At 64.3% G+C, this 25,847-nt stretch carries 24 protein-coding genes; 5 read left to right on the top strand and 19 right to left on the bottom strand.

The features are described from left to right. Nucleotides 1-2: 2 nt before the first annotated feature. The 11 genes from secY to rplN are packed head-to-tail and all read right to left on the bottom strand — an operon-like array spanning nucleotide 3 to nucleotide 5,429. On the bottom strand, nucleotides 3-1,322 hold the full coding sequence (secY, locus tag ACP2WS_RS08510) for a preprotein translocase subunit SecY (RefSeq protein WP_374493950.1): 1,320 nt from the start codon (nucleotides 1,320-1,322) through the stop codon (nucleotides 3-5). 30 nt (nucleotides 1,323-1,352) lie between these two features. Beyond that, entirely contained in the window at nucleotides 1,353-1,784 is a 432-nt protein-coding gene (gene rplO, locus ACP2WS_RS08505) for a 50S ribosomal protein L15 (RefSeq protein WP_374493948.1), read from the bottom strand. Between the two features lie 9 nt (nucleotides 1,785-1,793). Further along, a complete protein-coding gene (gene rpmD, locus ACP2WS_RS08500; protein WP_374493946.1) occupies nucleotides 1,794-1,976 on the bottom strand; it encodes a 50S ribosomal protein L30 in 183 nt (60 codons plus the stop codon). 11 nt (nucleotides 1,977-1,987) lie between these two features. Continuing rightward, the gene (gene rpsE, locus ACP2WS_RS08495; RefSeq protein WP_426460392.1) at nucleotides 1,988-2,509 is read right to left on the bottom strand and encodes a 30S ribosomal protein S5; all 522 of its coding nucleotides are present in this window, start codon (nucleotides 2,507-2,509) and stop codon (nucleotides 1,988-1,990) included. 17 nt (nucleotides 2,510-2,526) lie between these two features. Further along, the gene (rplR, locus tag ACP2WS_RS08490; RefSeq protein WP_374493943.1) at nucleotides 2,527-2,892 is read right to left on the bottom strand and encodes a 50S ribosomal protein L18; all 366 of its coding nucleotides are present in this window, start codon (nucleotides 2,890-2,892) and stop codon (nucleotides 2,527-2,529) included. An 11-nt stretch (nucleotides 2,893-2,903) separates the two neighbouring features. Continuing rightward, the gene (rplF, locus tag ACP2WS_RS08485) at nucleotides 2,904-3,437 is read right to left on the bottom strand and encodes a 50S ribosomal protein L6 (protein ID WP_374493942.1); all 534 of its coding nucleotides are present in this window, start codon (nucleotides 3,435-3,437) and stop codon (nucleotides 2,904-2,906) included. A gap of 21 nt (nucleotides 3,438-3,458) precedes the next feature. Then, nucleotides 3,459-3,854 carry a 30S ribosomal protein S8 gene (gene rpsH, locus ACP2WS_RS08480; protein WP_374493941.1) on the bottom strand — a complete coding sequence of 132 codons (396 nt, stop codon included), beginning with the start codon at nucleotides 3,852-3,854 and terminating at the stop codon, nucleotides 3,459-3,461. A gap of 18 nt (nucleotides 3,855-3,872) precedes the next feature. Then, on the bottom strand, nucleotides 3,873-4,178 hold the full coding sequence (rpsN, locus tag ACP2WS_RS08475; protein WP_374493940.1) for a 30S ribosomal protein S14: 306 nt from the start codon (nucleotides 4,176-4,178) through the stop codon (nucleotides 3,873-3,875). Nucleotides 4,179-4,186: 8 nt separating this feature from the next. Continuing rightward, on the bottom strand, nucleotides 4,187-4,726 hold the full coding sequence (gene rplE / locus ACP2WS_RS08470; protein WP_374494004.1) for a 50S ribosomal protein L5: 540 nt from the start codon (nucleotides 4,724-4,726) through the stop codon (nucleotides 4,187-4,189). Between the two features lie 2 nt (nucleotides 4,727-4,728). Continuing rightward, complete coding sequence (gene rplX, locus ACP2WS_RS08465) at nucleotides 4,729-5,049, bottom strand: 50S ribosomal protein L24 (protein WP_374493939.1); 321 nt, start codon at nucleotides 5,047-5,049, stop codon at nucleotides 4,729-4,731. 11 nt (nucleotides 5,050-5,060) lie between these two features. Next, nucleotides 5,061-5,429, bottom strand: a complete 369-nt coding sequence (gene rplN, locus ACP2WS_RS08460) for a 50S ribosomal protein L14 (protein ID WP_374493937.1) — start codon at nucleotides 5,427-5,429, stop codon at nucleotides 5,061-5,063. Between the two features lie 379 nt (nucleotides 5,430-5,808). On the opposite strand from rplN, the gene proC reads away from it, so the two are divergent. After that, the gene (gene proC, locus ACP2WS_RS08455) at nucleotides 5,809-6,642 is read left to right on the top strand and encodes a pyrroline-5-carboxylate reductase (protein WP_426460390.1); all 834 of its coding nucleotides are present in this window, start codon (nucleotides 5,809-5,811) and stop codon (nucleotides 6,640-6,642) included. An 11-nt stretch (nucleotides 6,643-6,653) separates the two neighbouring features. Continuing rightward, a complete protein-coding gene (locus ACP2WS_RS08450) occupies nucleotides 6,654-7,169 on the top strand; it encodes a methyltransferase family protein (protein WP_426460389.1) in 516 nt (171 codons plus the stop codon). A 13-nt stretch (nucleotides 7,170-7,182) separates the two neighbouring features. On the opposite strand, the gene ACP2WS_RS08445 is transcribed toward ACP2WS_RS08450, so the two are convergent. Together ACP2WS_RS08445 and ACP2WS_RS08440 are read right to left on the bottom strand one after the other, a co-directional pair. Then, entirely contained in the window at nucleotides 7,183-7,911 is a 729-nt protein-coding gene (locus ACP2WS_RS08445; protein WP_426460388.1) for a BON domain-containing protein, read from the bottom strand. 89 nt (nucleotides 7,912-8,000) lie between these two features. After that, nucleotides 8,001-8,423, bottom strand: coding sequence for a YraN family protein (locus ACP2WS_RS08440; protein ID WP_374493929.1), 423 nt, complete (start codon nucleotides 8,421-8,423; stop codon nucleotides 8,001-8,003). Nucleotides 8,424-8,443: 20 nt separating this feature from the next. On the opposite strand from ACP2WS_RS08440, the gene rsmI reads away from it, so the two are divergent. The 3 genes from rsmI (at nucleotide 8,444) to ACP2WS_RS08425 (ending at nucleotide 14,419) form a co-directional block, all read left to right on the top strand. Next, a complete protein-coding gene (rsmI, locus tag ACP2WS_RS08435) occupies nucleotides 8,444-9,412 on the top strand; it encodes a 16S rRNA (cytidine(1402)-2'-O)-methyltransferase (protein ID WP_426460416.1) in 969 nt (322 codons plus the stop codon). A gap of 367 nt (nucleotides 9,413-9,779) precedes the next feature. Then, on the top strand, nucleotides 9,780-13,847 hold the full coding sequence (locus tag ACP2WS_RS08430; protein ID WP_426460387.1) for a Pls/PosA family non-ribosomal peptide synthetase: 4,068 nt from the start codon (nucleotides 9,780-9,782) through the stop codon (nucleotides 13,845-13,847). A 44-nt stretch (nucleotides 13,848-13,891) separates the two neighbouring features. Next, on the top strand, nucleotides 13,892-14,419 hold the full coding sequence (locus ACP2WS_RS08425) for a 4'-phosphopantetheinyl transferase family protein (RefSeq protein ID WP_426460386.1): 528 nt from the start codon (nucleotides 13,892-13,894) through the stop codon (nucleotides 14,417-14,419). Between the two features lie 23 nt (nucleotides 14,420-14,442). On the opposite strand, the gene ACP2WS_RS08420 is transcribed toward ACP2WS_RS08425, so the two are convergent. From ACP2WS_RS08420 to ACP2WS_RS08395, 6 genes are all read right to left on the bottom strand, one after another. After that, on the bottom strand, nucleotides 14,443-17,571 hold the full coding sequence (locus tag ACP2WS_RS08420) for a type III restriction-modification system endonuclease (RefSeq protein ID WP_426460385.1): 3,129 nt from the start codon (nucleotides 17,569-17,571) through the stop codon (nucleotides 14,443-14,445). Nucleotides 17,572-17,779: 208 nt separating this feature from the next. Next, entirely contained in the window at nucleotides 17,780-18,895 is a 1,116-nt protein-coding gene (locus ACP2WS_RS08415) for a Fic family protein (protein ID WP_374493921.1), read from the bottom strand. A gap of 10 nt (nucleotides 18,896-18,905) precedes the next feature. Then, nucleotides 18,906-20,867 carry a site-specific DNA-methyltransferase gene (locus tag ACP2WS_RS08410; protein WP_426460384.1) on the bottom strand — a complete coding sequence of 654 codons (1,962 nt, stop codon included), beginning with the start codon at nucleotides 20,865-20,867 and terminating at the stop codon, nucleotides 18,906-18,908. A gap of 12 nt (nucleotides 20,868-20,879) precedes the next feature. Further along, on the bottom strand, nucleotides 20,880-22,286 hold the full coding sequence (locus ACP2WS_RS08405) for a DUF2130 domain-containing protein (RefSeq protein ID WP_426460383.1): 1,407 nt from the start codon (nucleotides 22,284-22,286) through the stop codon (nucleotides 20,880-20,882). A gap of 259 nt (nucleotides 22,287-22,545) precedes the next feature. After that, complete coding sequence (locus ACP2WS_RS08400; protein WP_426460382.1) at nucleotides 22,546-23,697, bottom strand: copper resistance protein B; 1,152 nt, start codon at nucleotides 23,695-23,697, stop codon at nucleotides 22,546-22,548. Nucleotides 23,698-23,790: 93 nt separating this feature from the next. Continuing rightward, the gene (locus ACP2WS_RS08395) at nucleotides 23,791-25,689 is read right to left on the bottom strand and encodes a copper resistance system multicopper oxidase (RefSeq protein ID WP_426460381.1); all 1,899 of its coding nucleotides are present in this window, start codon (nucleotides 25,687-25,689) and stop codon (nucleotides 23,791-23,793) included. Between the last annotated feature and the right edge of the window lie 158 nt (nucleotides 25,690-25,847).

Genomic DNA, 25,847 nt, shown 5'->3' with positions numbered 1-25,847 from the left:
TCTCAGCGCCCTCCTCCGGTCTTGAAATTGGCCTTCTTGAGCAGGGCGTCGTACTGCTGGGTCATCATGTAGTTCTGCACCTGGGCCATGAAGTCCATGGTGACGACTACGATGATCAGCAGCGAGGTGCCGCCGAAGTAGAAGGGCACGTTGTATTTCAAAATCAGGAATTCAGGCAGCAGGCACACCAGGGTGATGTAGACCGCCCCTACCAGCGTCAGACGCAGCAGGATCTTGTCGATGTAGCGTGCCGTGTGATCGCCCGGACGGATGCCCGGCACGAAGGCTCCACTCTTCTTGAGATTGTCTGCAGTCTCGCGACTGTTGAAGACGAGTCCCGTGTAGAAGAAGCAGAAGAACACGATGGCTGCAGCGTAGAGCGCGATGTAGATCGGCTGGCCCGGAGTCAGCGAGGCGGCGATGTTCTTGAGCCAGCGCATGCGGTCGCCGCTGCTGAACCAGTTCACCACCGTAGCCGGCAGCAGGATGATCGACGATGCGAAGATCGGGGGGATCACACCGGCCATGTTGAGCTTGAGGGGCAGATAGGACGACTGTCCTCCGTACACCTTGTTGCCCACCTGGCGGCGCGCATAGTTGATCAGGATCTTGCGCTGACCGCGCTCGACGAACACCACGAAGTACGTCACCAGCGCCACCACCACGAGGATGAACAGTGCCACGACGATGCTCATGGAGTTGGTCCGCACGAGCTCGAGCAGACCGGCGATGGCATGCGGCAGACCCGCAGCGATGCCGGCGAAGATCAGGATGGAGATCCCGTTGCCGAGACCGCGCTCCGTGATCTGCTCGCCCAGCCACATCAGGAACAGGGTGCCGGCCGTCAGGCTGACCACCGTCGTGAGACGGAAGGTCATTCCGGGATCGAGCACCAGGCCCTGGGCATTCTCCAGTGCCACGGCGATGCCGAAGGACTGGAAGACGGCCAGGAACAGCGTTCCGTAGCGGGTGTACTGGGTGATCTTGCGCTGACCGGCCTGGCCTTCCTTCTTGATCTGCTCGAAGCTGGGCACGACGTAGGTCATCAGCTGCATGATGATCGATGCCGAGATGTACGGCATGATCCCCAGAGCAAAGACCGTGAAGCGCGACAGCGCACCGCCCGAGAACATGTTGAACAGGTTCAGGATGCCGCCCTGCTGCCCCTGGAACAGCTGATGCAGCTGGTTGGGGTCGATGCCAGGCACCGGGATGTGCGCTCCGATCCGGTAGACGACCAGAGCCATCAGCAGGAACACCAGACGGCGACGCAGGTCGCCGTACTTGGGTGAGCTTGCCGTGTTTGCCAGACTTGTTGCCACGTTGTGCGCCCTTGTGTTCCGTCAGTCCAATCAGGCCAGGCTGCCGCCAGCAGCCTCGATGGCTGCCTTGGCGCCTGCGGTTGCACCGATGCCGGTGAGCTTGACCGCACGGGTCAGCTCGCCGCTCTTGACGACCTTGACGACCTTGGTCATCTGGCTGATGAAGCCGGCCTGCTTGAGAGCAGCCAGATCGACTTCATCCAGCCCGAGCTGATTGAGTTCGTTGAGGTTGATCTCGGCGTTGTACTTGAGCAGATGCGATTTGAAGCCGCGCTTGGGCATGCGGCGCTGCATCGGCATCTGGCCCCCTTCGAAGCCGACCTTGTGGTAACCACCGGAACGGGACTTCTGGCCCTTGTGACCACGACCTGCAGTCTTGCCCAGGCCCGAACCAATGCCGCGACCGACGCGACGCTTGGCGTGCTTGGCACCTTCCGCAGGCTTGATGTTGTTGAGTTCCATCTTCAGACCTCAGAGGATTTTGACCAGGTAGCTGATCTTGTTGATCATGCCGCGCACGGCAGGGGTGTCCTGCAGTTCGCTGACGCTGTTGAGTTTGCGCAGGCCCAGGCCACGCACGGTGGCACGGTGGCTTTCTTTGCAGCCGATGGGGCTGCGAACCAGCTGGAGCTTGACGGTTTGCTTGTCGGACATGCTGTTCTTCCTCAGGCGGCGAAGATGTCTTCCACGCTCTTGCCACGCTTGGCGGCCACCTCGGCGGGGGTGGAGGCATTGCGCAGCGCGTCGAAGGTGGCGCGGACCATGTTGTAGGGGTTGGAAGACCCGTGGCTCTTGGCCACGATGTCGGTGATGCCCATCACTTCGAAGACGGCGCGCATCGGGCCGCCGGCGATGATGCCGGTACCCTTGGGAGCGGGAGCCATCATGACGCGTGCGGCACCATGGTGCCCCATCACTTCGTGATGAATGGTGCCGTTCTTGAGGGACACCTTCACCATGTTGTGGCGGGCTTCTTCCATGGCCTTCTGCACGGCAGCGGGCACTTCCTTGGACTTGCCCTTGCCCATGCCGACACCACCGTCGCCGTCGCCCACCACGGTGAGCGCTGCGAAGCCGAGGATACGACCACCCTTGACGACCTTGGTGACGCGGTTGACCGCGATCATCTTCTCGCGAAGGCCGTCGTCGCGTGCGTCGTCTTGCGATTTAGCTTGTACTTTTGCCATTTTTGATTCCAATCTGCTTAGAACTGCAAGCCAGCTTCGCGGGCGGCGTCAGCCAGGGCCTTGACACGGCCGTGGTAGGCAAAGCCAGCGCGGTCGAAGGCGACCTTCTCGATGCCGGCAGCCTTGGCCTTCTCGGCAATGCGCTTGCCGATCAGGGTTGCTGCAGCGACGTTGCCGCCCTTGCCGGAGGTGCCGAGTTCCTTGCGGATGTCGGCTTCGGCAGTGGAAGCGGAGGCCAGCACCTTCGTGCCACAGCCAGAGATCACGGCTGCGTACATGTGCAGGTTGGTGCGGTTCACGGTCAGGCGGGGCACACCCTGACCCGCGATGCGGATGCGGGTCTGGCGTGCACGGCGAATACGTTGTGCTTTCTTGTTCAACATGATGCCGTTCCTTATTTCTTCTTGGTCTCTTTGATGATGACCTTCTCGTCGGCGTAGCGCACGCCCTTGCCCTTGTAAGGCTCGGGAGGACGGGTGGCACGCACTTCGGCAGCCACCTGACCCACGCGCTGACGATCAGCACCCTTGATGACGACTTCGGTCGGCGTCGGGGTCACGACGGTGATGCCTTCGGGCATTTCCATGACCACCGGATGCGAGTAACCGACGTTCAGATTGAGTTTGTTGCCCTGAACGGAGGCCTTGTAGCCCACGCCGATGAGGGACAGCTTCTTCTCGAAGCCCTTGCTCACGCCGATCACCATGTTGCTCACGAGCTGACGCAGCGTGCCGGACATGGCGTTGGCTTCACGGGATTCGTCGGCGGGGACGAAGGACAGCTTGCCGTCCTGGGATTCGACCTTGACCAGGGGATTGGCCACAGCGGACAGCATGCCACCGGAACCCTTGACCTGGATGCTTTCCGCGGTGATGGACACATCGACGCCCTGCGGGATGGCGACGGGGAGTTTACCTACACGGGACATTTGACATTCTCCTCGCTTCGATTACGCCACGTAGCACAGGACTTCGCCGCCCACGCCGCTGGCGCGAGCCTTGCGGTCGGTCATCACACCCTTGGGGGTAGTGACGATGGCGACGCCGAGGCCATTCATGACCTGCGGCAGAGTCTTGCTGCTCTTGTACACGCGCAGGCCGGGACGGCTGACGCGCTCGATGCGCTCGATGACGGGGCGACCGGCGTAGTACTTGAGGGCAATTTCCAGAACGGACTTGCCTTCTTCGGTCTTGACTTCAAAACCGTCGATGTAGCCTTCGTCCTTCAGGACCTGGACGATCGCGGTCTTCACCTTGGAAGCCGGCACCGTCACGGTAGCCTTGCTGACCATCTGCGCGTTGCGGATGCGGGTCAGCAGATCGGCGATGGGATCGCTCATGCTCATTGTTGATTCTCCTGCCGATTACCAGCTAGCCTTGGTGACACCGGGGATGCCACCGGCGAACGCCATTTCACGGATCTTGGAACGGCCGAGGCCGAACTGGCGGAAGGTGCCGCGCGGACGGCCGGTCAGCTCGCAGCGGTTGCGCTGGCGGACGGGGCTGGCATTGCGGGGCAGTTTCTGGAGGGCCAGAAGGGCGGCATCGCGCTCTTCGTCGCTCTTGGAGACATCCTTGAAGATGGCCTTGAGCTCGGCATGCTTCTTGGCGTACTTGGCCACCATTTTTTCGCGCTTGAGTTCGCGTTGGATCAAAGCTAATTTAGCCACAAAGCACCTCAGTTCTTGAACGGGAAACGGAAACCGGCGAGCAGTGCCTTGCACTCTTCATCGGTCTTGGCCGTCGTGGTGATGCTGATATTGAGACCGCGCAGGGCATCGACCTTGTCGTACTCAATTTCGGGGAAAATGATCTGTTCCTTGACGCCGACGTTGTAGTTGCCACGGCCATCGAAGGAACGGCCGGAGATACCACGGAAGTCGCGCACGCGGGGCAGTGCCACGGTGACGAAGCGATCCAGGAATTCGTACATCCGCACGCCACGCAGGGTGACCATGCAGCCCAGGGGCTGGCCTTCACGGATCTTGAAGCCTGCGATGGCCTTCTTGGCCTTGGTGACGACAGGCTTCTGACCGGCGATCTTGGTCAGGTCGGCCACGGCGTTGTCCATGACCTTCTTGTCGGCAACGGCTTCACCGACACCCATGTTCAGGGTGATCTTGGTGATGCGCGGCACTTGCATGGGAGACTTGTAACCAAATTTCTTGGTCAGCTCGGCCACGACTTTTTCGCGATAGTGTTGCTGCAGACGTGCCATGTTCATGCCACCTTGATTTCTTCGCCACTGGACTTGAAGACACGCACGCGGCTGCCGTCTTCCAGGGTCTTGATGCCGACGCGGTCAGCCTTGCCGGTTGCCGCATTGAAAATTGCCACGTTGGACTGATGGATGGGCATGGTCTTTTCCACGATGCCGCCCTGCTCGCCCTTCATGGGGTTGGGCTTGACGTGCTTCTTGACCATGTTGACACCCTCCACCAGCAGGTGGGAGTCATCCTTGCGCTGCGCGACGACGCCACGCTTGCCCTTGTCGCGACCGGTGAGGACGATGACCTCGTCGCCTTTGCGAATCTTGTTCATGCCTCTTCTCCTTACAGCACTTCGGGAGCGAGCGACACGATCTTCATGAAGCGCTCGGTACGCAGTTCACGCGTCACGGGACCGAAGATGCGGGTGCCGATGGGCTCCAGCTTGCTATTGAGCAACACGGCGGCGTTGCCATCGAACTTGATCAGGGAGCCATCGCCACGGCGGATGCCCTTGGCAGTGCGGACAACCACGGCGCTGTAGATCTCGCCCTTCTTGACGCGACCACGCGGCGCAGCTTCCTTGACGCTGACCTTGATAATGTCGCCGACGCTAGCGTAACGACGCTTGGAGCCGCCCAGCACCTTGATGCACAGGACAGACTTGGCGCCCGTATTGTCGGCAACCTCTAGACGAGATTCTGTTTGGATCATTTTGAGTTCCCAACTTGTACTTCGAAGCACACCGAGACGGTGCACACCAAAAGCCAGTCTTGGGCCCGTCATCCGCGCACATGCAGAACGCACGACGCTTCAGTTGGGCAGACATATCGCACCTGAAATGATGCGAAGCTTTGCATTGTCGCCGATGCAAGGGACAAAGTCAATATCCAGGCGAAGCTGGGTGCCCTGGATGCCGCGTGTGTGCAACAGTCGTTGCGCCGCACGGCAGCGCCGGCTGTGCCGCACGCAGGAACAGGGAAGCAGGGGCGCTGCATAATCGATCCCCAATGGCCTGCGCGCAGGCCCTTTCCCTCTCTTTTCTGCTGCCGGTGCCGGTCGGTGCCGGGGCTCTGTCTTCAGGATCATCTCCATGCACGCCTCCGCCTTTGCGCATCCCCAGCTTCGTCTTGTGTTCATCGGGGGCGGGAACATGGCCTCCGCCATTCTGGGAGGGCTGATCAAGGAAGGGCTGCGCCCGGACCAGGTGACGGTAGTGGCCCCGACGGAGGCGACGCGCGCCCGACTGTCGGCGCAGTTCGGGGTGCACACACTGGGCGCTGCGGGGCCGGAGCTGGCCGGTGCCGATGTGGTGGTGTGGGCGGTGAAGCCGCAGGTGTTTCACGAGGCGTCGCTGCCGGTGGTGCCGCACACGCCGGACGCCCTGCATCTGAGCGTGGCGGCTGGCATCACCACCGAGACCCTGGCGCGCTGGCTGGGAACCGACCGCGTGGTGCGCTGCATGCCCAATACACCCTCCCTCATCGGGCAGGGCATGTCGGGCCTGTACGCGGCGCCGGGAGCCACCGCAGCCGATCGGGAGCTGACGGATGCCCTGCTCCATCCCACGGGCAAGCTGCTGTGGGTGAAGGGGGAAGCGCAGCTGGATGCGGTGACGGCCATTTCCGGATCGGGGCCTGCCTATGTGTTCTACTGGATCGAGGCCCTGATGCAGGGGGGCGTGGAGCTGGGGCTGAGCGAGGCCGAGAGCCGCGAGCTGGCCGCGCAGACGCTGGCGGGCGCTGCAGCCCTGGTGCAGGCATCGGACGAGGCGCCCGAAGTGCTGCGGGCCCGTGTGACGAGCAAGGGGGGCACGACCCACGAGGCCATCACCAGCATGCAGCAGCACCAGGTGGGAGAACACATCGTGGAGGCCATGCGTGCGTGCTGGCGCCGCGCGCGTGAAATGGCCGCCCAGTACCGCTGAGTCTTCCCGAGATGCGCTCGCTGCAGCCCGATGCAACCGCTGTGCCCGAGGAGGTGCGGCCCAGGGGACTGGAATGCCGAATTCCGCCTCCGGTGGTGGATGGGCTGTGCGCGGCCCTCATGTACGGCGCAGCACGCGGCACTCCTGCCTGGGAGTGGCACCTGCCCGTTGCGTGGCGCATCACGCTGGCGCTGTGCGCAGCGGCCTGTGGCATGGGGATGGCGCTGTCCGGGCTGGGAATGTTCCGCAAGCTGCGCACCACGCCGGATCCGCTGCATCCTGCGCGGGCGAGCCGGCTGGCACAGGACGGGGTGTACCGGCACACGCGCAATCCCATGTATCTGGGCATGGCGCTGGTGCTGCTGGGCTGGGGGTGCTGGCTGGCACACCCACTGGCCCTGCTGTGCGTGCCGCTGGCCATGGCCTATCTGCAGCGTTTCCAGATCCGGCCCGAGGAGCGGCTGCTGCACAGCCGCTTTGGGGAAGCATACGCGCGCTACTGCCGCCGGGTGCGGCGCTGGCTGTGAGCGCGGCACCGCCTCACGGTGTGGTGGAGCCGGAGGTGACGGGAGTGGTGACGGCTGCGCCCGCGACGGGGGTGGCGGAGGCCGCCGAGGCGGCTGCATCGGGGGTGCGACGCGCAGCCGCAGGGCTGTCGATGGTGCCGCCGTTGAGGGCCGATTCGTTCACGATTTCGAACACTTTCACGACCTTGAGCACACCGTTGACATCGCGCACGGTGCTGGTGGCCAGGTCTGCCTCGCGTGGGGTGACGATGCCCATGAGGTAGACGGTACTGAGTTCGGTGACAACCTTGATGGCGCCGGACTGCAGGCTCCTGGTACCCAGCAGGGCCGACTTGACGCGGCCGGTGGTGAGGCTGTCGGAGGTACGCTGAGACAGGCTGGCCGCCGGACCGACGGTGAGCTCATTGACCACATTGCGCACGTTGGGCACGGTGCGGGCCACGGCTTCGGCCTGCTGGCGATCGGCTTCGGTGGGCACCTGTCCGGTGAGCAGCAGGATGCGGTTGTAGCTGACGGGGTCGAGATGGCCGCGCTCCTGCAGGGCGCTGGCCATGCGGTTCTTGGCCCGGAGCTCGATGCCCTCGTCGTCGAGCTGGGCGCCCGAGGTGCGCCGGTCCACTGCCAGCATGGCGCCTCCGGCTGCACCGCCAACGAGCAGGGGAGCGCAGGCCGTGAGAGTGCTGCCCAGAACCAGGGTGGCGCACAGGGCTCGCAGGGGGAACGAGGCAGGGAAACGGGGCATGACAGGAACTCCTGGGACAGTGAGGCACAACACAGAGCCGGGGCAGGCACGTCCGGATGGCGTCGCCCTGCCCGATGGAACGCATGCCATCATAACGAGGCGTCGAAGGCGGCTTGTAACCATTCCCACTGCAGGTGGCCGGCTGCATCGGGCTGCCCTGCCATGACATCGAAGCGGCAGGCTGGCAGACGTGCACAGGACGCCAGGAAATGCTGGGCGGCCAGAATGAGGCGCCGCTGCTTGATGGGGCCGATGCTGGCTGCTGCTCCGCCATGGAGACCGTCGTGACGGAGGCGTACCTCGACGAACACCAGCGTGCCGTCGGGGGCGCGCATAATGGCGTCGATTTCGCCGCCACCCCGCCCGGGGGTGCGGTAGTTGCGCTGCACGAGACGCAGGCCCCGCCGCTCCAGCCAGGCGACGGCCTGGGCTTCGGCTGCGTCTCCCTGGGCACGCGTGTCCGTGCGTGCCGTGCGCCCGCGTCCTGCTGCTCCGCCGAAAAGGAATCCCATTGCCGTCCGTCGCTCCTACCCTGACTGCCGATTTTGGCCCGCTGCTGCAGGCCGTGCCGGGCGCTGCTGCGCACCAATCATATCCGGCAGGCACCCTGTATCTGGTCGCCACCCCGATCGGCAACCTGGCCGACATCACGGTACGGGCACTGCAGGTGCTGCAGATGGTGGATGCGGTGGCCTGCGAGGACACCCGACACACCCAGGCCATGCTGCGAGCCTACGGCCTGGCCCGGCCGCAGCCCCAGCTGCTCGCGCTGCACCAGCACAACGAGGAGACGGCGGCGCAGGGCGTGGTGGCGCGGCTGCGGCAGGGGGAACGGATTGCGTATGTGAGCGATGCCGGCACGCCCGCCGTGAGCGATCCCGGCGCCCGGCTGGTGCAGGCCGTGCGCGAGGCTGGCCTGCGGGTGATGCCGCTGCCCGGTGCGAGCAGCGTGCTCACGGCGCTGTGTGCGTCGGGGGCAGATACCACCCAGCTCAGCAATGGCGTGGCAGGACTGGAGGGAGGCTGGGTGTTTGCCGGATTCCTGCCCGGCAAGGGCGGGGAGCGTGCCCAGGCGCTGCAGGCCCTGCAGGCGGAGCGGCGCACGGTGGTGCTGCTCGAAGCTCCGCACCGCATTGCCGCCCTGTGCCGGGAGCTGGCCGTGCTGGGCGCACGCCCCGTCACGCTGGCCCGTGAGCTGACCAAGCAGTTCGAGACCATCGTGACCCTGCCTGCAGATGAAGCGGATGCCTGGATCGGCGGTGCGCCGGAGCGCGCACGCGGCGAATTCGTCGTGGTCGTGCATGCCCTGCCTGCCGAATCCCGGAACGATGCTGCCCTGCCCGAGCCCGCCCTGCGCGCGTTGCGCCTGCTGCTTGCCGAGCTGCCCACACGGGCGGCGGTGCGTCTGGCGACGGAACTGACCGGTGCCTCGCGCAACGCACTCTATGCCCAGGCGCTGGCATGGAAGCAGGAAGGCACCGAGGCCGAAGACGCCACCTGAAACGCCCCCGCAAGCGCGACCCGCAACGACAGCAGTGCGGCCTCGCCGGATGAAGCAGACGCCAGGAGGCTGCTGCAGGAAGGCACCTCTGCCGTCGCACCCCGCCCTGCACGGACGGGAGCGATGGAGGACAATACTTTCAGTTCTGCAGGCTGCGCCGTCTGAAACCGGACACTGCATGTCTGCAGCAACCACTTGGCACCTCTGTAACACCTCCCATCTGTGAACGGATGCTGTCTCTTTCCTGATAATGGAGCCCTGGAGCGCGCCAGTACCGGAAATGCATGCAATGGCATGCCCCATCCGACTGCCGAGCAGCCATGGGGCCTGTCGCCTGGCGGGACCTGCACCGAACGGAGAATAAAAATTGTCGCCTTCTTCCCACGCCGTCCTGCCGCCTGAGGCGCCCCAACCTGTCAAGGGCGGCGTCGAGCCCCTGATCGTGCGCGGTCCGCGCCGGCCCGATCTGATGCGGCACGAGATGCTGCCTGATGTCTTCGAGGCCACGGCGCAGCGGCTGCCGCACAAGGTGGCGCTGATCGATGGCGCAAGCGGCAACACCCTGACCTACGCGCAGCTCGACCATGCGGCCGACCTGGTGGCCCACCACCTCATGACCCACGGGGTGCACCCCGGCCAGATCGTGGGTCTGTGGCTGCCACGCGGGCTGGAGCTGCTGGTGATGCAGCTCGGCATCACCAAGGCAGGGGCGGCCTGGCTGCCCTTCGATGCCGATGTGCCGACCGACCGCATTGCCGTGTGTCTCGAAGACGCCAGCGCGGCCGGACTGGTGTGCCACAGCGACTGGGCCGAAGGTCTGGCCCAGGAACCCTATGTCACCTGGCGGCACGGGGAGCTGCTGGCCGAGGTGGAAGGCCCGCTGACGCGGCGCGCGGAGCTGGCTCCGCACCACCCGGCCTATGTGATCTACACCAGTGGCTCGACGGGCAAGCCCAAGGGCATCGTGATCGAGCACGCCAACATCACCCACTTCCTGCGCAGCGAGAACGAGGTGCTGGGCGTGACCGAGAACGACCGGGTGTACCAGGGGTTCTCGGTGGCCTTCGACATGTCGTTCGAGGAAATCTGGATCAGCTATCTGGTGGGCGCCACGCTGTGGGTAGCCCCCAAGGCCCTGGTGAGCGACCCGGATGCGCTGCCGCGTGCCCTGCAGGACAACGGCATCACCGTGCTGCATGCCGTACCCACGCTCCTGGCGCTGTTCAGCACCGAGGTGCCAGGCCTGCGCATCATCAATCTGGGCGGCGAAATGTGCCCCGATGCCCTGGTGGCGCGCTTCGACCGCCCCGGCCTGCAGATCTTCAACACCTACGGCCCGACCGAGGCCACGGTGTCTGCCAGCCTGGCCCTGCTCACCCGCGACAGGCCGGTGACCATCGGCTGGCCGCTGCCCAACTACGGCATGCTGGTGCTTGACGAGCAGCAGAAGCCCGTGCCGCCCGGCGAAACCGGGGAGCTGTGCATCATCGGCCCCGGCGTGGCGCAGGGCTACCTGGGCCGGCCCGAGCTGACGGCCGAGAAGTTCCTGCCCAACCCCTGGGCCGCTCATGAGAGCGAGCACCGCCTCTACCGCACGGGCGACCTGGCGCGCATTCAGGACGACGGCGCCGTGCAGTGTCTGGGACGCGCGGACGATCAGGTCAAGATCCGGGGATTCCGGGTGGAGCTCGGCGAGATCGAGGCAGCCCTGTGCGAACAGGCCGGCGTGGGCACGGCCGCCGTGCTGGTGCGCAAGATCAACGACATCGACCAGCTCGTGGCCTGGATCGCTCCCGAGCAGAATCTGGACGACGCCGGGCAGCCTCTGCCGCCGCCTGCGGCCAGCCAGCTGCGCGAGGCGCTCAAGGCGCGTCTGCCGTCGTACATGGTGCCGGTGCGCTACGAATTCGTGGACGTGCTCCCGCGCCTGCTCTCGGGCAAGATCGACCGCAAGGCACTCAAGGCCATCGAACTCGCTCCGGCGCAGGACAGCGCCGACTCCGACACTCCCGACAACGACGCCGAGCGCCTGCTCTTCGACGTGCTCAAGGGCATGTTCCCCGGCGAGGCCCTGCGCCGCGATGCCGACTTCTTCAGCGACCTGGGCGGGCACTCGCTCTTTGCGGCGCGGCTGGTGTCGCTGCTGCGCGCCGATGCGCGGCTCGCCTCCATGACGGTGCAGGACGTGTACCGCAACCGCCGCCTCGGCAAGATCGCCGATGCCATGCTCGAACACATGCTCGGCGCGCAGGAAACCAGCGCCCCGTTCGAGCCCTCGCCGCACAACACCCTGTGGCGCCGCCTGCGCTGCGGCGTGTTCCAGGCCATGGCGCTGCCGGTACTGGTCTTCATCTCGGTGATGCAGTGGCTCGCCCCCTTCTTCACGTACCACATCTTCACCGGCAGCCCCGGTGACAGCATCTGGCGCGCCATGCTGTACTCGCTCGGCGTGTTCGTGCTGGTGCACCTGGCCAGCCTGCTGCTGGCAGTGATCGGGCGGCGCTACGTGCTCGGCCGCGTGCGACCGGGCCGTTACCCGCTGTGGGGGTGGATGTACTTCCGGTGGTGGCTCTCCGACCGCATGGTCAACGCAGCCCCGCTGTACCTGCTCAACGGCTCGATCCTGATGAACTTCTACCTCAGGGCCGTGGGCGTGCAGCTCGGTCGTGACGTGGCACCGGGCGGCGTGCTGGTGCGCGTGCCCTCGCTCATCTCCATTGGGGACGGCGTGAGCATCGGCGCAGCCGTGAACTTCGAGAATGCCCGGGTCGAACGCGGCGAACTGGTGTTCGGACGCATCGACATCGGCGCCGAAAGCAGCGTGGGCTCGTACTGCGTGCTCGAAGGCAACACCCGCATGGGCGAATACTCCAAGCTCGAAGGCCAGTCGGCCCTGGCCGACGGACAGTCCGTACCCTCGGGCGAGAGCTGGCTCGGCAGCCCCGCCGCGCGCGTGGGCAGCTACGACCGCAGCCACCTGCCGGCCCGCCCGCCCTACACCTTCAGCCAGGCGGTGTTCGAGACCTGCTTCTACGGCGTCAACACCTTCCTCATCGGCATGATCTTCTTCATGCCGCTGTTCCCGACCTTCATGTTCGTGGACTGGCTGCTGCCCGAGAGCCCCTTCAGCAGCTTCTGGGCCCAGGCCCTGCACTACTCGACCCTGGCCATTCCGGCCTCGGCCATCCTGATCGTGTTCACGGCCCTGCTGTCGGCCACCGTGCGGTGGCTGGCCATTCCGCAGATGGAGCCGGGCCGCTACCCGGTGCACGGCTCCACCTACTACCGCAAGTGGATCATCAACCAGATCCAGGACACCAGCCTGCAGACCCTGCACTCGGTCTATGCCACCGTGTTCGCCCCCTCGTGGTACCGCCTGCTCGGCGCCAAGGTCGGCAAGCGTGCCGAAATCTCCACCGCCATGGGCGTGGTGCCCGACATGCTCACGCTCGGCGACGAAACCTTCATCGCCGACGCGGTGATGCTCGGCGACGACGATGTCGAAGGCGGCTGGATGACCCTGCGCCGCACCACCGTGGGCCACCGCAGCTTCGTCGGCAACGGCGCCTATGTGCCCGATGGCTCCGTCATCCCGCCCAACGTGCTCATCGGGGTGCAGTCGCGCGCTCCCGAAAGCGCCCGCATGAAACCGGGCGACACCTGGTTCGGCACCCCGCCGATCCAGCTCCCGGCCCGCGAGGTGGTGACCGGCTTCGACGAGGACACCACCTTCCACCCCGGATTCGCCCGCATGACCGGACGCACGCTCGTCGAGAGCTTCCGCATCGTGGTGCCGCTCGCCTACAGCGTGGGCGTGGGCTATGCCATCGTCAACAGCGTGATGCCCTACGTCGGCAACGAGGACTGGGCCGGCATGTTCTGGCACCTGGCCATGTCCGGCGCCCTCTACGGACTCGGCTCGATGGTCTTCGTGCTGCTGCTCAAGTGGATCTTCATTGGCCGCTACAAGCCCTCGGCCCACCCCATGTGGACCCCCTTCGTGTGGTTCAGCGAGGCCGTGACCAACATGTACGAATCCATGGCCGTCATGAGCTTCCTCAACTACCTGCGCGGCACCCCCATGCTGCCCTGGGCCCTGCGCCTGTACGGCGCCAAGGTCGGCAAGTACGTCTACCTCGACACCACCGACATGACCGAGTACGACTGCGTCACCGTGGGCGACCACGCCGAACTCAACAACCTGTGCGGCCCGCAGACCCACCTGTTCGAGGACCGCATCATGAAGATCGGCAACGTCGTCATCGAACGCGGCGCCAACATCCGTGCCCGCTGCACCGTGCTGTATGACGCCACGCTGGGCGAGGGCGCCATGCTCGGCCCGCTGACCCTGGTCATGAAGGGCGAGAACATCCCGCCCAACAGCGACTGGTGCGGCTCGCCCGCAGCACCGTGGAAAGCCGCCGCCGAGCAGTGATCCCGCATCCCGGCGCCCGACTCCCAGCGCACACCGTGCAGAACATGCACGACGTGCCCTGGATCGCACAGGGGGAGTGCACCCTCACGCCCCCGGGCCAGCCCCCCGTGCACGTGCGCTACGGGTGGCTCCCCTGCCCCCCTGCCACCCAGGCCTGCGACCGCGCCCGGCTGCTGCGCCGCGTCGCACAAGGGTGGTGCGGGCACGCCATCGACACCGAGGCCCTGCCTCCCGAAGGCATCGGCTGGAGCTACGCCGGCCGACTCGCCCTGATCGCCATGGCCGACCGGGGTGCCCTGGGCGTGGACGCCACCCGTGCCGGCTGGCTCGACCCCAGTGCCTGGCATGCCGTGCTGCGGCTCTACGACGGCGCGCCCCCGCCGCCATCGGCCAGCGCCCGCACCTGTGCCCAGGCCTGGACCCGCCTCGAAGCCGCCGACAAGTGCCTGCGCACCGGCCTGCGCGAAGCCACCCCCTCCACCCACGCCGCCCGCGCCAGCTGCCTCTTCTACCCCCTCCCTACCCCTCCCGACCTGCCGGAGCTGGTGGCATGGGGGGCCTGGCGGGGGTAGGGGCGTACATTTTTGGGTCCACGTTACTTCACCAGCTCCATCAGCCTGTCGAAGCTGTCCACCACCTCATAGCTGATGTGTGCAGCACCGGCATGCTGGTTGATTTTGTCGAAAAATTTGCGTGCGCATTGAATCTTGGTTCTTTCGATCTCACGCAGCTCCATGGAAGACATGGAGCCCTTGGTTTCTGCCACAAAATAAATGTGCTTGACTGTTCCCTCCCTGAAGGAGATGGCCCAATCCGGGTTGTAGTTTCCTACGGGCGTAGGAATCAGAAAACCACGCGGCAGCTTGGCATACACCACCACGTCGCTGCTGGTGTCCAGCTCCGTCACGAATCGACGTTCCACAAGAGAATCGGTCAGCACATAGTCGTAGATGTGATGCCGCAGTTTTTCTCCAGCCTTGCTGAAGTCCTGATGACTCTGGCTGGCGGTGAAAATATCCAGGTCATACTTGTCCTCCACCTCGTCATAGGCCAAATGCTCGACGATGACCGTGGCCTTTTGCTCGTTGATCAGGCGAATGGCTTCGGCAATGAAATTCTCCGGATTGGTTCTGAACTGCGCAAACACTGCGGCGTTCATGCCTTTCAGAATTTCAGCAATCGTGCGGCGAGTCAGCTGCGTGCCCTCAGCCAGCTTGCCGATCAGGTCGTACCTGACGGCCGAGTGCGCCGACACATAGTTGCTCTCGGTTTCCGAAGCCTTGAGCCTGAACGCATCTCCCGCTTGCAGTCCTTCGTAGGTAATGGACTCGGCCTGCTCGCCGCGCTGGATCGTATATTGCAGCGGCGTAACGCGCAGGCCAGCGTCCCTGTCGTTGAGCACCGCCACCGCCTTCTGGACCAGCTCGGACTCCTTGAAGCTGACGCTGTACGCCGCCTTGCGATTGATGCGGTTCCACAGAGCCCTGAACTCCTGCCGGTCAAAGTTGGCGTTGAGCGGATTCCTTTTGGGACGGCGGTCGTCGCCGATCTCGGGCAGCTGGCTGACACTGAACACGCTGTCGATCAGCTGGTAGACCTGGGCTGCATAGGGCCTGAGCTCTGGCGGCAGCTCGGCCAGGACATCCGTCTGCTTCGCAGCGTGATACGTGCCCGTGATGTGGTCGGCATCGTCCGTGTAGTCGTTCTTGAGCAGGTACTTGTAGATATGCCTGGCCAGCTGCGGGGTGACCTCCACGTTGCCTGTGGCTGTCTTCAGGATCTTGCCGGTAAAGAAGGCCTCGTCGGCCACCTGCGGGCGGGCAGAAAGCGATTCGGCAATGTCCTTCTGCAGCGCCGCAACGAAGTCCCCGTAACTCTCGCTCGCCACCACCGTCAGCACATTCACGTCATGGACCGTCACGGGATCGTCCATGCGTTCACCCTGCTGGTTGACCGAAATGCGCAGCCCCCGCCCCACCTCCTGACGGCGAGAGATCGTGTTGTCGCTGTGCTTGAGCGCACAGATCACGAACACGTTGGGGTTGTCCCAGCCTTCGCGCAGCGCCGAATGCGAGAAGATGAAGCGCACCGGTTCATCCAGCGACAGCAAACGCTCCTTGTTCTTCAGTATCAGGTCGTATGCCTCCACGTCGTTGGACAGGCCCGCATTCTCGCCGCGCTTCTCGATGTCGGGATTGACTTCCCGCCTCGTCTTCTTGTCGATGGAAAAGTACCCTCTGTGGGTCTTCTCGGCCGTGATGCCCCTGAGGTACTGGACATACGGCGTCTCATCCAGGTCCAGCATCTCGTTGAGGTACAGGTTGTATTCCTCTTCGAAGATGCGCGCATAGTCGCCCTTGGTGTCGGGCTGCGCATAGTCGCGGTACTTGGCCACCTCGTCGATGAAGTACAGCGTCAGGACCTTCACGCCCTGCTGGAACAGAGCCTGCTCCTTGTCGAAGTGGGCCTTGATGGCCTCGCGGATCTGGATGCGGCGCAACGCCGCCTCGGTCACGTCACCGGTGACATCTCCCACCCGCAGCTGCACCCCGTTCGTGAAGCTCAGGGTGTCCGTATGGGCGTTGATGTCGGACACCACGAAGCCGTCGCGGTACTGGTCCAACTGGTGAGACAGGTCATACAGGTTGTCCCCCCTGGACAGCAGCTTCACAACCCGCTTGATGCGCCCCCCTGCCAGCCTGCGCTCGAACTCGACGCGTGCCTCGGGAGGCTTCTTGCTCGAAATCTCGACGGACTGCAGATACAGGTAGCCTGCGGTGCCGGCCAGCCCCTTTACCGAGATGCCCCGTGCAGCGATCTTTTTCACCAGCTTCTGGTTGTAGGCATCCAGCGCGTCCAGGCGGTGAATCTTGTGGTGCGTGGTTCTGTGCGTGGCCGAGTAGCGCAGCACCATCAGGGCATGGAACTCTTCCAGAGACTTCAGGGTCTGTGCGCCTTCCATTCTCTGCGGCTCGTCCAGAATCAGGATCGGCCTGTTGGCCCGGATGACATCGATCGGGCGGCGGGACTGGAAATCATCCAGCACCTCATAGATGCGGCGATTGTCCTTGCCCTTGGCATTGAACGCCTGCACGTTGATGACCATGACGTTGATGCCCGCGTCCGATGCAAAGCTCTCCAGATGATGCAGCTGCCGGGAGTTGTAGATGAAGAAGCGCGCCTTCTTCTGGTAGGACTCCAGAAAGTGCTCGGCGGTGATCTCCAGCGACTTGGCCACCCCTTCCCGAATGGCGATGCTCGGCACGACAATGATGAACTTGCTCCAGCCGTAGCGGCGGTTGAGCTCGAAAATCGTCTTGATGTAGCAGTACGTCTTGCCCGTGCCCGTTTCCATCTCGATATCGAGGTGCACCCTGGAAATGGCCCTGGCCACCTCCGTGTACTGCCTTGTCACAGGCACCCGCTCACGCTTGGCGTTCAGGGTAAAGAAGCCATCCAGCGTGCCCGACACGGGCAGATTCTGCCCGCGCTGCACCTCCTGGATGTTGTGCAGCACCTGCTGATCCGTCAGTGCCAGATCTGCGTTCCTGAAGCCATCCTCGCTGGTGACCGTGCTGCCCAGCATACCGCCACAGGCGACATGCCCCGGATCCACGCGGTAGCTGACAGCCTCCGCCGATGCGGGCGGCTGCCCCGTGAAGCAGTCCACCACGGCCTGCACCGCAGCCGACTGGTAGGCCTGGGTCTTGAACTTGAGTTTCATGGTTTCCCCTCACAACCTCTCAGCGGCCCTGAAATCCAAAAAGCAAATAACCATATGATTTCATTGAAAATATTCGGAAATCCATCAGCAATCTCCCATTGCCCCGGATTTGTGGAGCCTGAAAACTCCACTACACAGCTTGTGGAGCCCAAAACACAAAACAGACTCCACAAATCCCGTTGTCACTCACCCAGGCTCCACAAGATGCTCAGAAGACATCACGCCCCTCGGCCAGGTTGACCAGGCGGGGGAAGCACAGAGTCGCGGGTCGTCGACCGCTGCCCGCCTCCAGCTCCCGCAAGATCCCGGCGTCCTTCATCTGCCGCAAGAGGCCGGGCGTTGTCTTTTCGTGGATACCGAAGTCCCGATGCAGTTGAGCTGTCAGGTCGGACGAACGGAAGATCGGCTTGCTGAAAATGGCGTCCAGCACATGCACGGTGTATTGCGAGTGCGTAGCCGCCTGAATAGCCAGCTTCATATCTTCATACAACGCTTGAATGGCGGTCACACGGGCACTGTTCTGCCCGGCCTGCGTCACGATCGCCTGCAAAAAGAAGGCGATCCAGTCGTTCCAGTCGCCATCGACCGAGATGGCCTTGAGTCTCTCGTAGTAGTCTTCCCGATGGTTCTCCAGATACTCCGACAGATAGAACATGGGTTGCGACAAGGCCTTCTTCTGATACAGAAACAGGGGAATCAGAATGCGTCCAATCCGTCCGTTGCCGTCCTTGAATGGATGCAGCAGTTCAAACTGCGCATGCACCACAGCTGTCTGCAACAAAAAATCCACATCCGCACCATCCACGTAGCGCTCCCAAGCCTGCAAGTGGTCAGGCAGCTGGATCGGATTGGGTGGCACAAACGTGGCTTGCTCCATGGCGCAGCCGTACTTGCCAATCCAGTTCTGATCCCGCCGAAACTCGCCGGGCGTCTTATCCTGGCCGCGCACGCTGTTCATCAGAATCCGGTGCAACTCGCGCACAAAACTCAACCGGATGGGATACTCCTGCAAATGGTCACGGGCGACGTACAGCGCCTGACGGTAGTTGGAAATTTCCTGAATATCCTGAAACTTCTCGCCCTCTTTCAACATGCCGGCCTCTTGCTCCAGCACCTCGTCTACCGTGGCCTGCGTGCCCTCGATCTTGCTGGAGAGCACAGCCTCCTGCGTGGTCAAAGGCGAGAGCATCACCGCTGGGTTGGGGATGCCCTGCAACAGGCCATCGTAACGCGCCAGCGCGGCATTGGCCTGCCCCACCAGGGGCAATAGCCGTTGATAGTCCAACGCCGTCAAAGGCAAGGTGTCTGGTACGTAAGGTTGCATGCCCGGCTCCTCAGATGCACTTGACTTCGGTGGCTGGCGACAGCAGCCTGAAGATTTGCTCCACGTTGATCTTGACCGCACTGTCCTTGAAGCCCGCGTCGCGGAACACCACGCGCAGCGGCTGCACCTTGGCCAGCTCTTTCACGAAGTCCTCATCCACCCCGCCGTGCGCATCGAAGCAGGCGACCAGTGCATTGCCGTCCACCAGAAACACCTCCTTGCCCTGCAGGGTCTGTCTGGCGATGGGCAGCGCAAGGTCCACGCCCCAGTCGAGCATCACCTGGAACAGCAGGTCTTCGGGCGTGCGGTCGGGTTTGATGTTGTCGACGAACATGTCGAGGTTGGGCTTCTCCAACGCATCGGGTGAATAAAAGATGTCGGCCATGTTCGATGTATCAATCTTCAACGCCCGAAAGCCGATGTCCCCGGCACCGATAGCACCGCCAGAGGTGATCTTCTTGCCAGCCTCTCGCAGACGCTTTTTTGTGATGTCGGCAATCGTCGCGTAGCCTGTACGCCCTGTTTCCTCGGGAATCTGTACCAGGATGAATCGCCGTTTGGACCCGTGCGCCTGGTTCACTTTCATGACCGCATGCCCTGTGCTGCCTGAACCGGCAAAGAAGTCAAGAATGATGTCATCGGGCTTGGTAATCAGCTCGATCAACTCGGTCAGGACATCGGTATTCTTCGGGAAAGGAAACCAGCCTTTGCCGACGAGTTCTTCAACTTCCAGCGTTGCAGAACGGCCGTCTCGGTAGAACACGGACGAGTACGGCTCGCTGTCGATTTCAAACAGGTAACTCTTCCGCGTCGGGATCGTCGTCTCGTCAGGCCCAAAGTGAATGCGTGGCGGGGTCTGCGCAAGAGCCCATTTGGTCTTTTCCCCGTCCCACCGCCAACCTGTTGACGGCTTCTTGCACGACTTTCCTGTGACTGGGTGCAGGATGTCGTGGCGTGGCCGAGACTCACGGCCGTCATCCGGACCTGCAAAGTTATCCGCGAAGTACAACCCGCGGTCATCAGACCAGTTGTAATGCTTGTGGGCCTTGCGAGGATCATCGCTTGGAAGTTGCTTGTACCAAGCTTGCATTTCCACGCGAATGGCCTCGTGATTTGTCCCTAGGCTGGCTCGCAGCTCTGCATATTTCGCGAGCACTTGATCGGCACCTTCCTTCGGACGGCGCCAAACGCCATTGGCGAGTACCGAGTCCTTGTCACGGACGTAGCAGAGGATGTACTCGTGGACCTTGGCGATCAGCTTCGAATCGCCCTTCTTGGACCGCTGCCAGACAATCTGACCCACGCAGTTCTCTTCGCCAAAGACTTCGTCGCAAACCTTGCGAAGGTTGTCGGCCTCGTTGTCGTCGATTGAGATCAGGATCGCTCCGTCTTCCCGCAGCAGATTGCGTGCGAGCTTAAGTCGCGGGTAGATCATGCTCAGCCAATCAGAGTGAAAGCGACCGTTTGCCTCGGTATTGGCGACCAATCGACCGCCCTCTGAATCAGTCTGACTAGACTGCTGCAGGTAGTCACCAACGTCGCTGCTGAAGTCGTCCTTGTAGATGAAGTCCTTCCCTGTGTTGTATGGCGGGTCAATGTAGATCAGCTTGACCTTCCCGAGATACGTTTCCTGCAACAGCTTCAGCGCATCCAGGTTATCGCCCTCAATGAACAGGTTTTTCGTCGTATCGAAATCCACGCTTTCTTCGCGGCAGGGGCGCAGCGTCTTGGCTATGGGCGCATTGGCCGTGAGCAGCGCCTCGCGCTTGCCGGGCCAGTTCAGCTGGTAACGCTCCTGGGGGCCTTCGACGATCGACTCCGCCAGCTCTTGCCGCAGCTGGTCAAAGTCCACTGCCAGTTTCACATGGCCATCTGGCCCCCGGGCCTCGGTGACGCAGCCCGGGAACAGATCGCGCATGCGGGCGATGTGGTCCTGCGTGAGGTTGGGGGAGTGCATTTTCATTTTTTCCATGGTGCTGTTCCGTTATTCCGCATCCCTGGCGACCTGCTTGAGCTCGGCAAACTTGGCGGCCATGGTGGGGTTGCCTCGCGTGAGTTTCTTGATGGTGACGTCCTGTGCCTTGTCGTTGGCCAGACGCAGGTTGCGGTCGGCGCCCTGCAGGGCTTCTTTGGTCTTTTGCAGGTGGTCGATGGATTTGTCGATTTCATCGATGGCGGTCTGGAAGCGCCGTGACGCCAGGTCGTAGTTCTTGCCGAATGCGCTCTTGAAGCTCTCCAGCTGGTTCTCGAAGTTCGTGATGTCGATGTTCTGGGACTTCACCAGGGCCAGCTCGGTCTTGTACTTGAGCGAGTTCAGCCCGGCGTTGCGCAGCAGGGTGATGATGGGGATGAAGAACTGCGGACGCACCACGTACATCTTGGGGTAGCGGTGCGACACGTCGATGATGCCGGTGTTGTAGAGCTCGCTCTCGGGTTCCAGCAGCGAGACCAGCACGGCGTATTCACAGCCTTTTTCGGTGCGGTCCTTGTCGAGCTCCTTGAAGAAGTCTTCGTTCTTCTTCCGGGTCACGGTGGTGTCGCTTTCGTTTTTCATCTCGAACATGATCGAGACGATTTCGGTGCCCGCCGGATCCGCGTCCCTGAAGATGTAGTCACCCTTGCTGCCGCTGCTGGCGTCGTTGTCCTTTTCGAAGTAGGCACACGGGAAGGCGGTGGCGCGGAGGCGGTTGAACTCGGTTTCGCAGTGCTGCTCCAGGGTTTCGCCGACCATTTTGGTGGAGAGCTTGGCCTTGAGGTCCTTGAGGCGTTCGATGGCGTCTTCGCGCTCTTTGATCTGGAGCTCGTATTTCTCTTTGAGGGACTGCTCGGCCAAGCGCTTTTCGAGCTGGGCCTGCTCAAAGCGGCTTTTGAACTCGTCCCGCTGCTTTTCCACCGTGCCCAAGGCCTGGGTGACGGCCAGTTGCTGGTCTCTGGTAGCGGCGTCCAGCTGGGCCTGCAGGGCCTGGATTCTGGCCGCGCTGGCGGCTGCGGCCTGCTGCAGCTCGGCCATGCGCTGGGCCTGCGCCAGTGCGGCTGCGGCTTCGTGGTCGCGCTGGACCTGCGCCAACTGGTGGGCGAGCGCGTCGCGTTCTTTCTCGGCACTGCCCAGTGCCCGGGCCACTGCCAGCTGCTGCTCCTGGCCGGCGGAGGCCACCTTGGCCTGCAGGGTCTGGATGGCGGCATCTTTGGCTGCGGCCGCTTGTTGCAGCTCGGCGGCGAATTGAGCCCTGATGAGATCGACCGCACTTTGCTTGTCCTTTTCGGCCAGCTCCAGCCTTTCGTGCAGCTGCTGCTCGAACGCATCGTCACGCACCTGCCGCAGGATATCGGCGTACCCGGCCTCGTCGATCTTGAAGGCTTTGTGGCAGTGGGGGCAGATGATGTCATTCATGGGTGTTTTTCCTCCGGAACCTCGTGCGGCACAGGGCCGCGCATCCGGTCGATTTTGTCATGCGGATGGCGGCCGGAGGAAGCGGCGTCTGGCCGGGCTGCCGAGGGGGCAGCCGGGCGAGTGTGCCTTCAGGACATCACGGTGACGGTGCCTGTGGGGATGGCGGGGGTGAGCTGGGGGTGGGTTGCCGGGACGCAGCTCCACTGCTGGGTGCCGGGAAAAGAGTCGCCATGCAGGTGACGGCGATGGAAACGCAGGATCAGAACCACAGACGCAGGCCGATGAGCCAGCGGGTGTCGCCGGTGGGTTCTCCGGCGGTGCGGGCCATGTCGGCTGTGCGGCCGGAGAGGAGGCGGCGCTCGACGCCGATGTAGGGGGCCCACTGGCGGCCGAATGCGTAGCGCAGGCGCAGGCCGGCGGTGGTGGAGGACAGACCACTGCCGATGCCGTTGGCAGGGTCGTCGCGGCCGTAGAGGGCCACTTCGACCCGGGGCTGGAGGACGAGGCGCTGGGTGAGGCGCAGGTCGTAGTCGGCCGACAGGCGCAGGGCGGTGCGGCCGGCATCGCCGAAGTAGGCGGTGGCGTCGACTTCGACCCAGTAGGGCGTGACGCCCTGCACGCCCAGGGCCAGCCAGGCGCGGCTGGTGCCGCCCGAGAAGGTGTCGGCGCGCAGGCCGGTCTGCAGATCCCAGAAGGGGGCGATGGCGTGGCTCCAGAGGGCTTCGGTGCGGGATTCGTGCAGGCGGCTGTGGGCGATTTCGCCTTCGGCCTTGAGGAGGGCGCGGTCGTAGGCGGTGCCGTAGCTGAGCTGCATGTCGTAGGCGCCGAAGGTGCCGGCAGGGCTGTGGCCGCGTTCGAGGCGGTCGATCATCCATGTGCCGAAGGGGTGGGTGTCGTCGAGGTGCAGGGGCGGAACTCCCGGCAGGGCGTAGGGACCGATGCCGCGCCGATAGCCGTCCGCGTAGGCATGGGGGTCGCGCGCATCGGCGGGTGCGGCGCCACTCTGGGCGTCCATGGAGGCGCCGTGGGAGTGGACGGGTGCAGCGGAGGGAGCGGGTGCGGATGGCGCAGCCGCCATGGAGGGCAGCAGGGGAGCCTGAGGCTGCACAGGCTCAGAGGCATGCGCATGCCCCTGTGCCGCGCTCTGCACCGCTGCGTGGTCATGCCCGTGGTGTGTCAGAGGAGCATGGGACGATGCCACAGGCTGCCATGAGGAGGTAGCAGCCGAGGACGGCTCGGTGTGCTCGGTGTGCTCGGTGTGCTCGGTGTGCTCGGTGTGCTCGGTGGAGAGGCTGGCGGGCAAGGTCTGGGCCTGTGCCGTGGGACTCCAGGCGACCAGGGTGCAGAACAGCATGGCGAGAGCGGTGCCGGCCAGCGGGCGGGGGCAGGAGGGAATGGACTGCGCGGACATGGGGGTTCTTCCTTTGGGAGGCGGCACGGCGCGCGGGATGCGCGTGGCAAGAGGCCGGGCGAGGCCGTGAAGGCCGGGTGGGCTGGTTTCGGCTCAGTGGATGACGACTTCGCGGAACATGCCCATTTCCATGTGGAACATGAGGTGGCAGTGCCACACCCAGCGCCCGGCCGCATCGGCGGTCATGAGGTAGCTGACGCGCTGGGCCGGCTGCACGGGCAGGGTGTGCTTGCGTGCCTGGAAGCGGCCGTCGGGGGTTTCGAGCTCCTGCCACAGGCCGTGCATGTGCATGGGGTGGGTCATCATGGTGTCGTTGTGCAGGATGATGCGCACGCGCTCGCCGAGGCCGAAGTGCACTGGCGTGCTCTGGCCGAATTCGAGGCCGTCGAACTGCCAGGCGTAGCGCTCCATGTTGCCGGTGAGGTGAAATTCGAGCTCGCGCTCGGGGCCACGCGGGTCGAGCGGGCCGCCGAGGGTGTGAAGATCGGCGAGCGTGAGGGCGCGGCGGCCGGTGTGGCGCAGGCCGACGCCGGGGTCGTCGAGGTTGGTGCGCGGCATGTCCACCCGCATGTCGGTGCCCGGGCCGTATTCGCTGCGGGCGTGGTGCACGGTGCGGCTGGGCACGGCCAGGGTGGCCTGAGGGGGCGTGCTGCGGGAGGTACCTGTCCCTGCTTCGGGCGCATGGGCGTGGGCATGGGCGTGTCCGCTCATGCTGCCGCCGCTGCCGTCCATGGACATGGAGGACATGTCCATGCCGGAAGCGGCACCAGCACCGGCCGGGGGCTGGCTGCCGTGGGCGTGGGACGTGCCGGAGGGGGCATCGCCGTGGGCCATGTCGCCCATCATGTCGCGCATGGTCAGGGGCTCGAAGGGATCGGGGGCGGGCACGGGTGCCGCGAGTCCGGGCCGCACGGCCAGCGTGCCGCGCACATGGCCGGCGCGTGCCATGGTCTGGGCATAGAGGGTGCAGGCGTCGTCGCGGGGAGTGACGAGCACGTCGTAGGTTTCACCAGGGCCGAAGCGGAATTCGTCCACCGAGACGGGGTCCACCCGCACGCCGTCGGCCGCCACCACGCGCAGGGACAGGCCGGGGATGCGCACGTCGTAGAAGGTGTGGGCGGCTGCGTTGATGCAGCGCAAGCGCACGGTCTGCCCCTTGCGGAACAGGCCGGTCCAGTTGCCGCCCGAGGGCAGCCCGTTCATGAGGCAGGTGAGCGCGGGGCCCGAGACATCGGCCAGGTCGGCGGGGCTCATGCGCATGGCGTTCCACATGCGGCGCATGGCCACGGCCTTGTCGAGCCCGTAGTGAGCCGCATCGCGGGCGAACTGTGCCGCAGTGGGCTGGCGGTCGTTGTAGTAGCTGCCCTGCTGGCGCAGGCGCATGAGCACGCGCATGGGATCGGTGTCGGTCCAGTCGGAGAGCTGGACGACGTGGTCGCAGTCAGCCCGGATGTCGTCGGCCGGATCGGCGGGGTCGATGACGATGGCGCCGTGCATGCCGGTGAGCTCCTGCATGCCCGAGTGCGAATGGTACCAGTAGGTGCCGTGCTGGCGCACGCGGAAGCGGTAGGTGAAGGTCTGCCCCGGCGCGATGCCGGCAAAGCTCACCCCGGGAACGCCGTCCATCTGGTAGGGGAGCTGGATGCCGTGCCAGTGGATGGAGGTGGTCTCGCGCAGGCGGTTGGTGACGCGGATCGTCACGGTGTCGCCCTCGCGCCAGCGCAGCACGGGGCCGGGAAACGAGCCGTTGATGACAGTGGCCACGCGCGGGGTGCCGGTGAAGTCGACGGCGGCCTCGGACACCACCAGATCGAACTCCGTGCCGCGCAGCTCCGGAGGCGTGCCGCACCGGGCACGCGGCATGGAGGCCGGTGCGGCGGCGTGCGCCATGCCGGCCGCGCCCAGCCCCAGCAGCCCCCCGCCTGCGGCCATGCCCAGAAGCAGACGGCGGCGGGAGAAGTCGGGAGGCAGAAGGAGCGGAGAGGACGGCATGGGCAACTCGCAGGCAGGCCCGAACCCGGGCAGGAGAAAAAAGGCAGCCCCATTGTGGCGAGCGGCCCCCCACGGAAAGCCGACAGCCGGATGACAAATCGGTAAGGAAGCCCGCATGCCGGGCCGAATTGGGCGACACTCTGCTGCCGGGCGTCGCC

This window comes from Brachymonas moutaii (nom. illeg.) (assembly GCF_049977365.1).
Taxonomy (GTDB): Bacteria; Pseudomonadota; Gammaproteobacteria; order Burkholderiales; family Burkholderiaceae_C; genus Brachymonas.
This window is presented reverse-complemented; position numbering and strand designations above follow the sequence as displayed.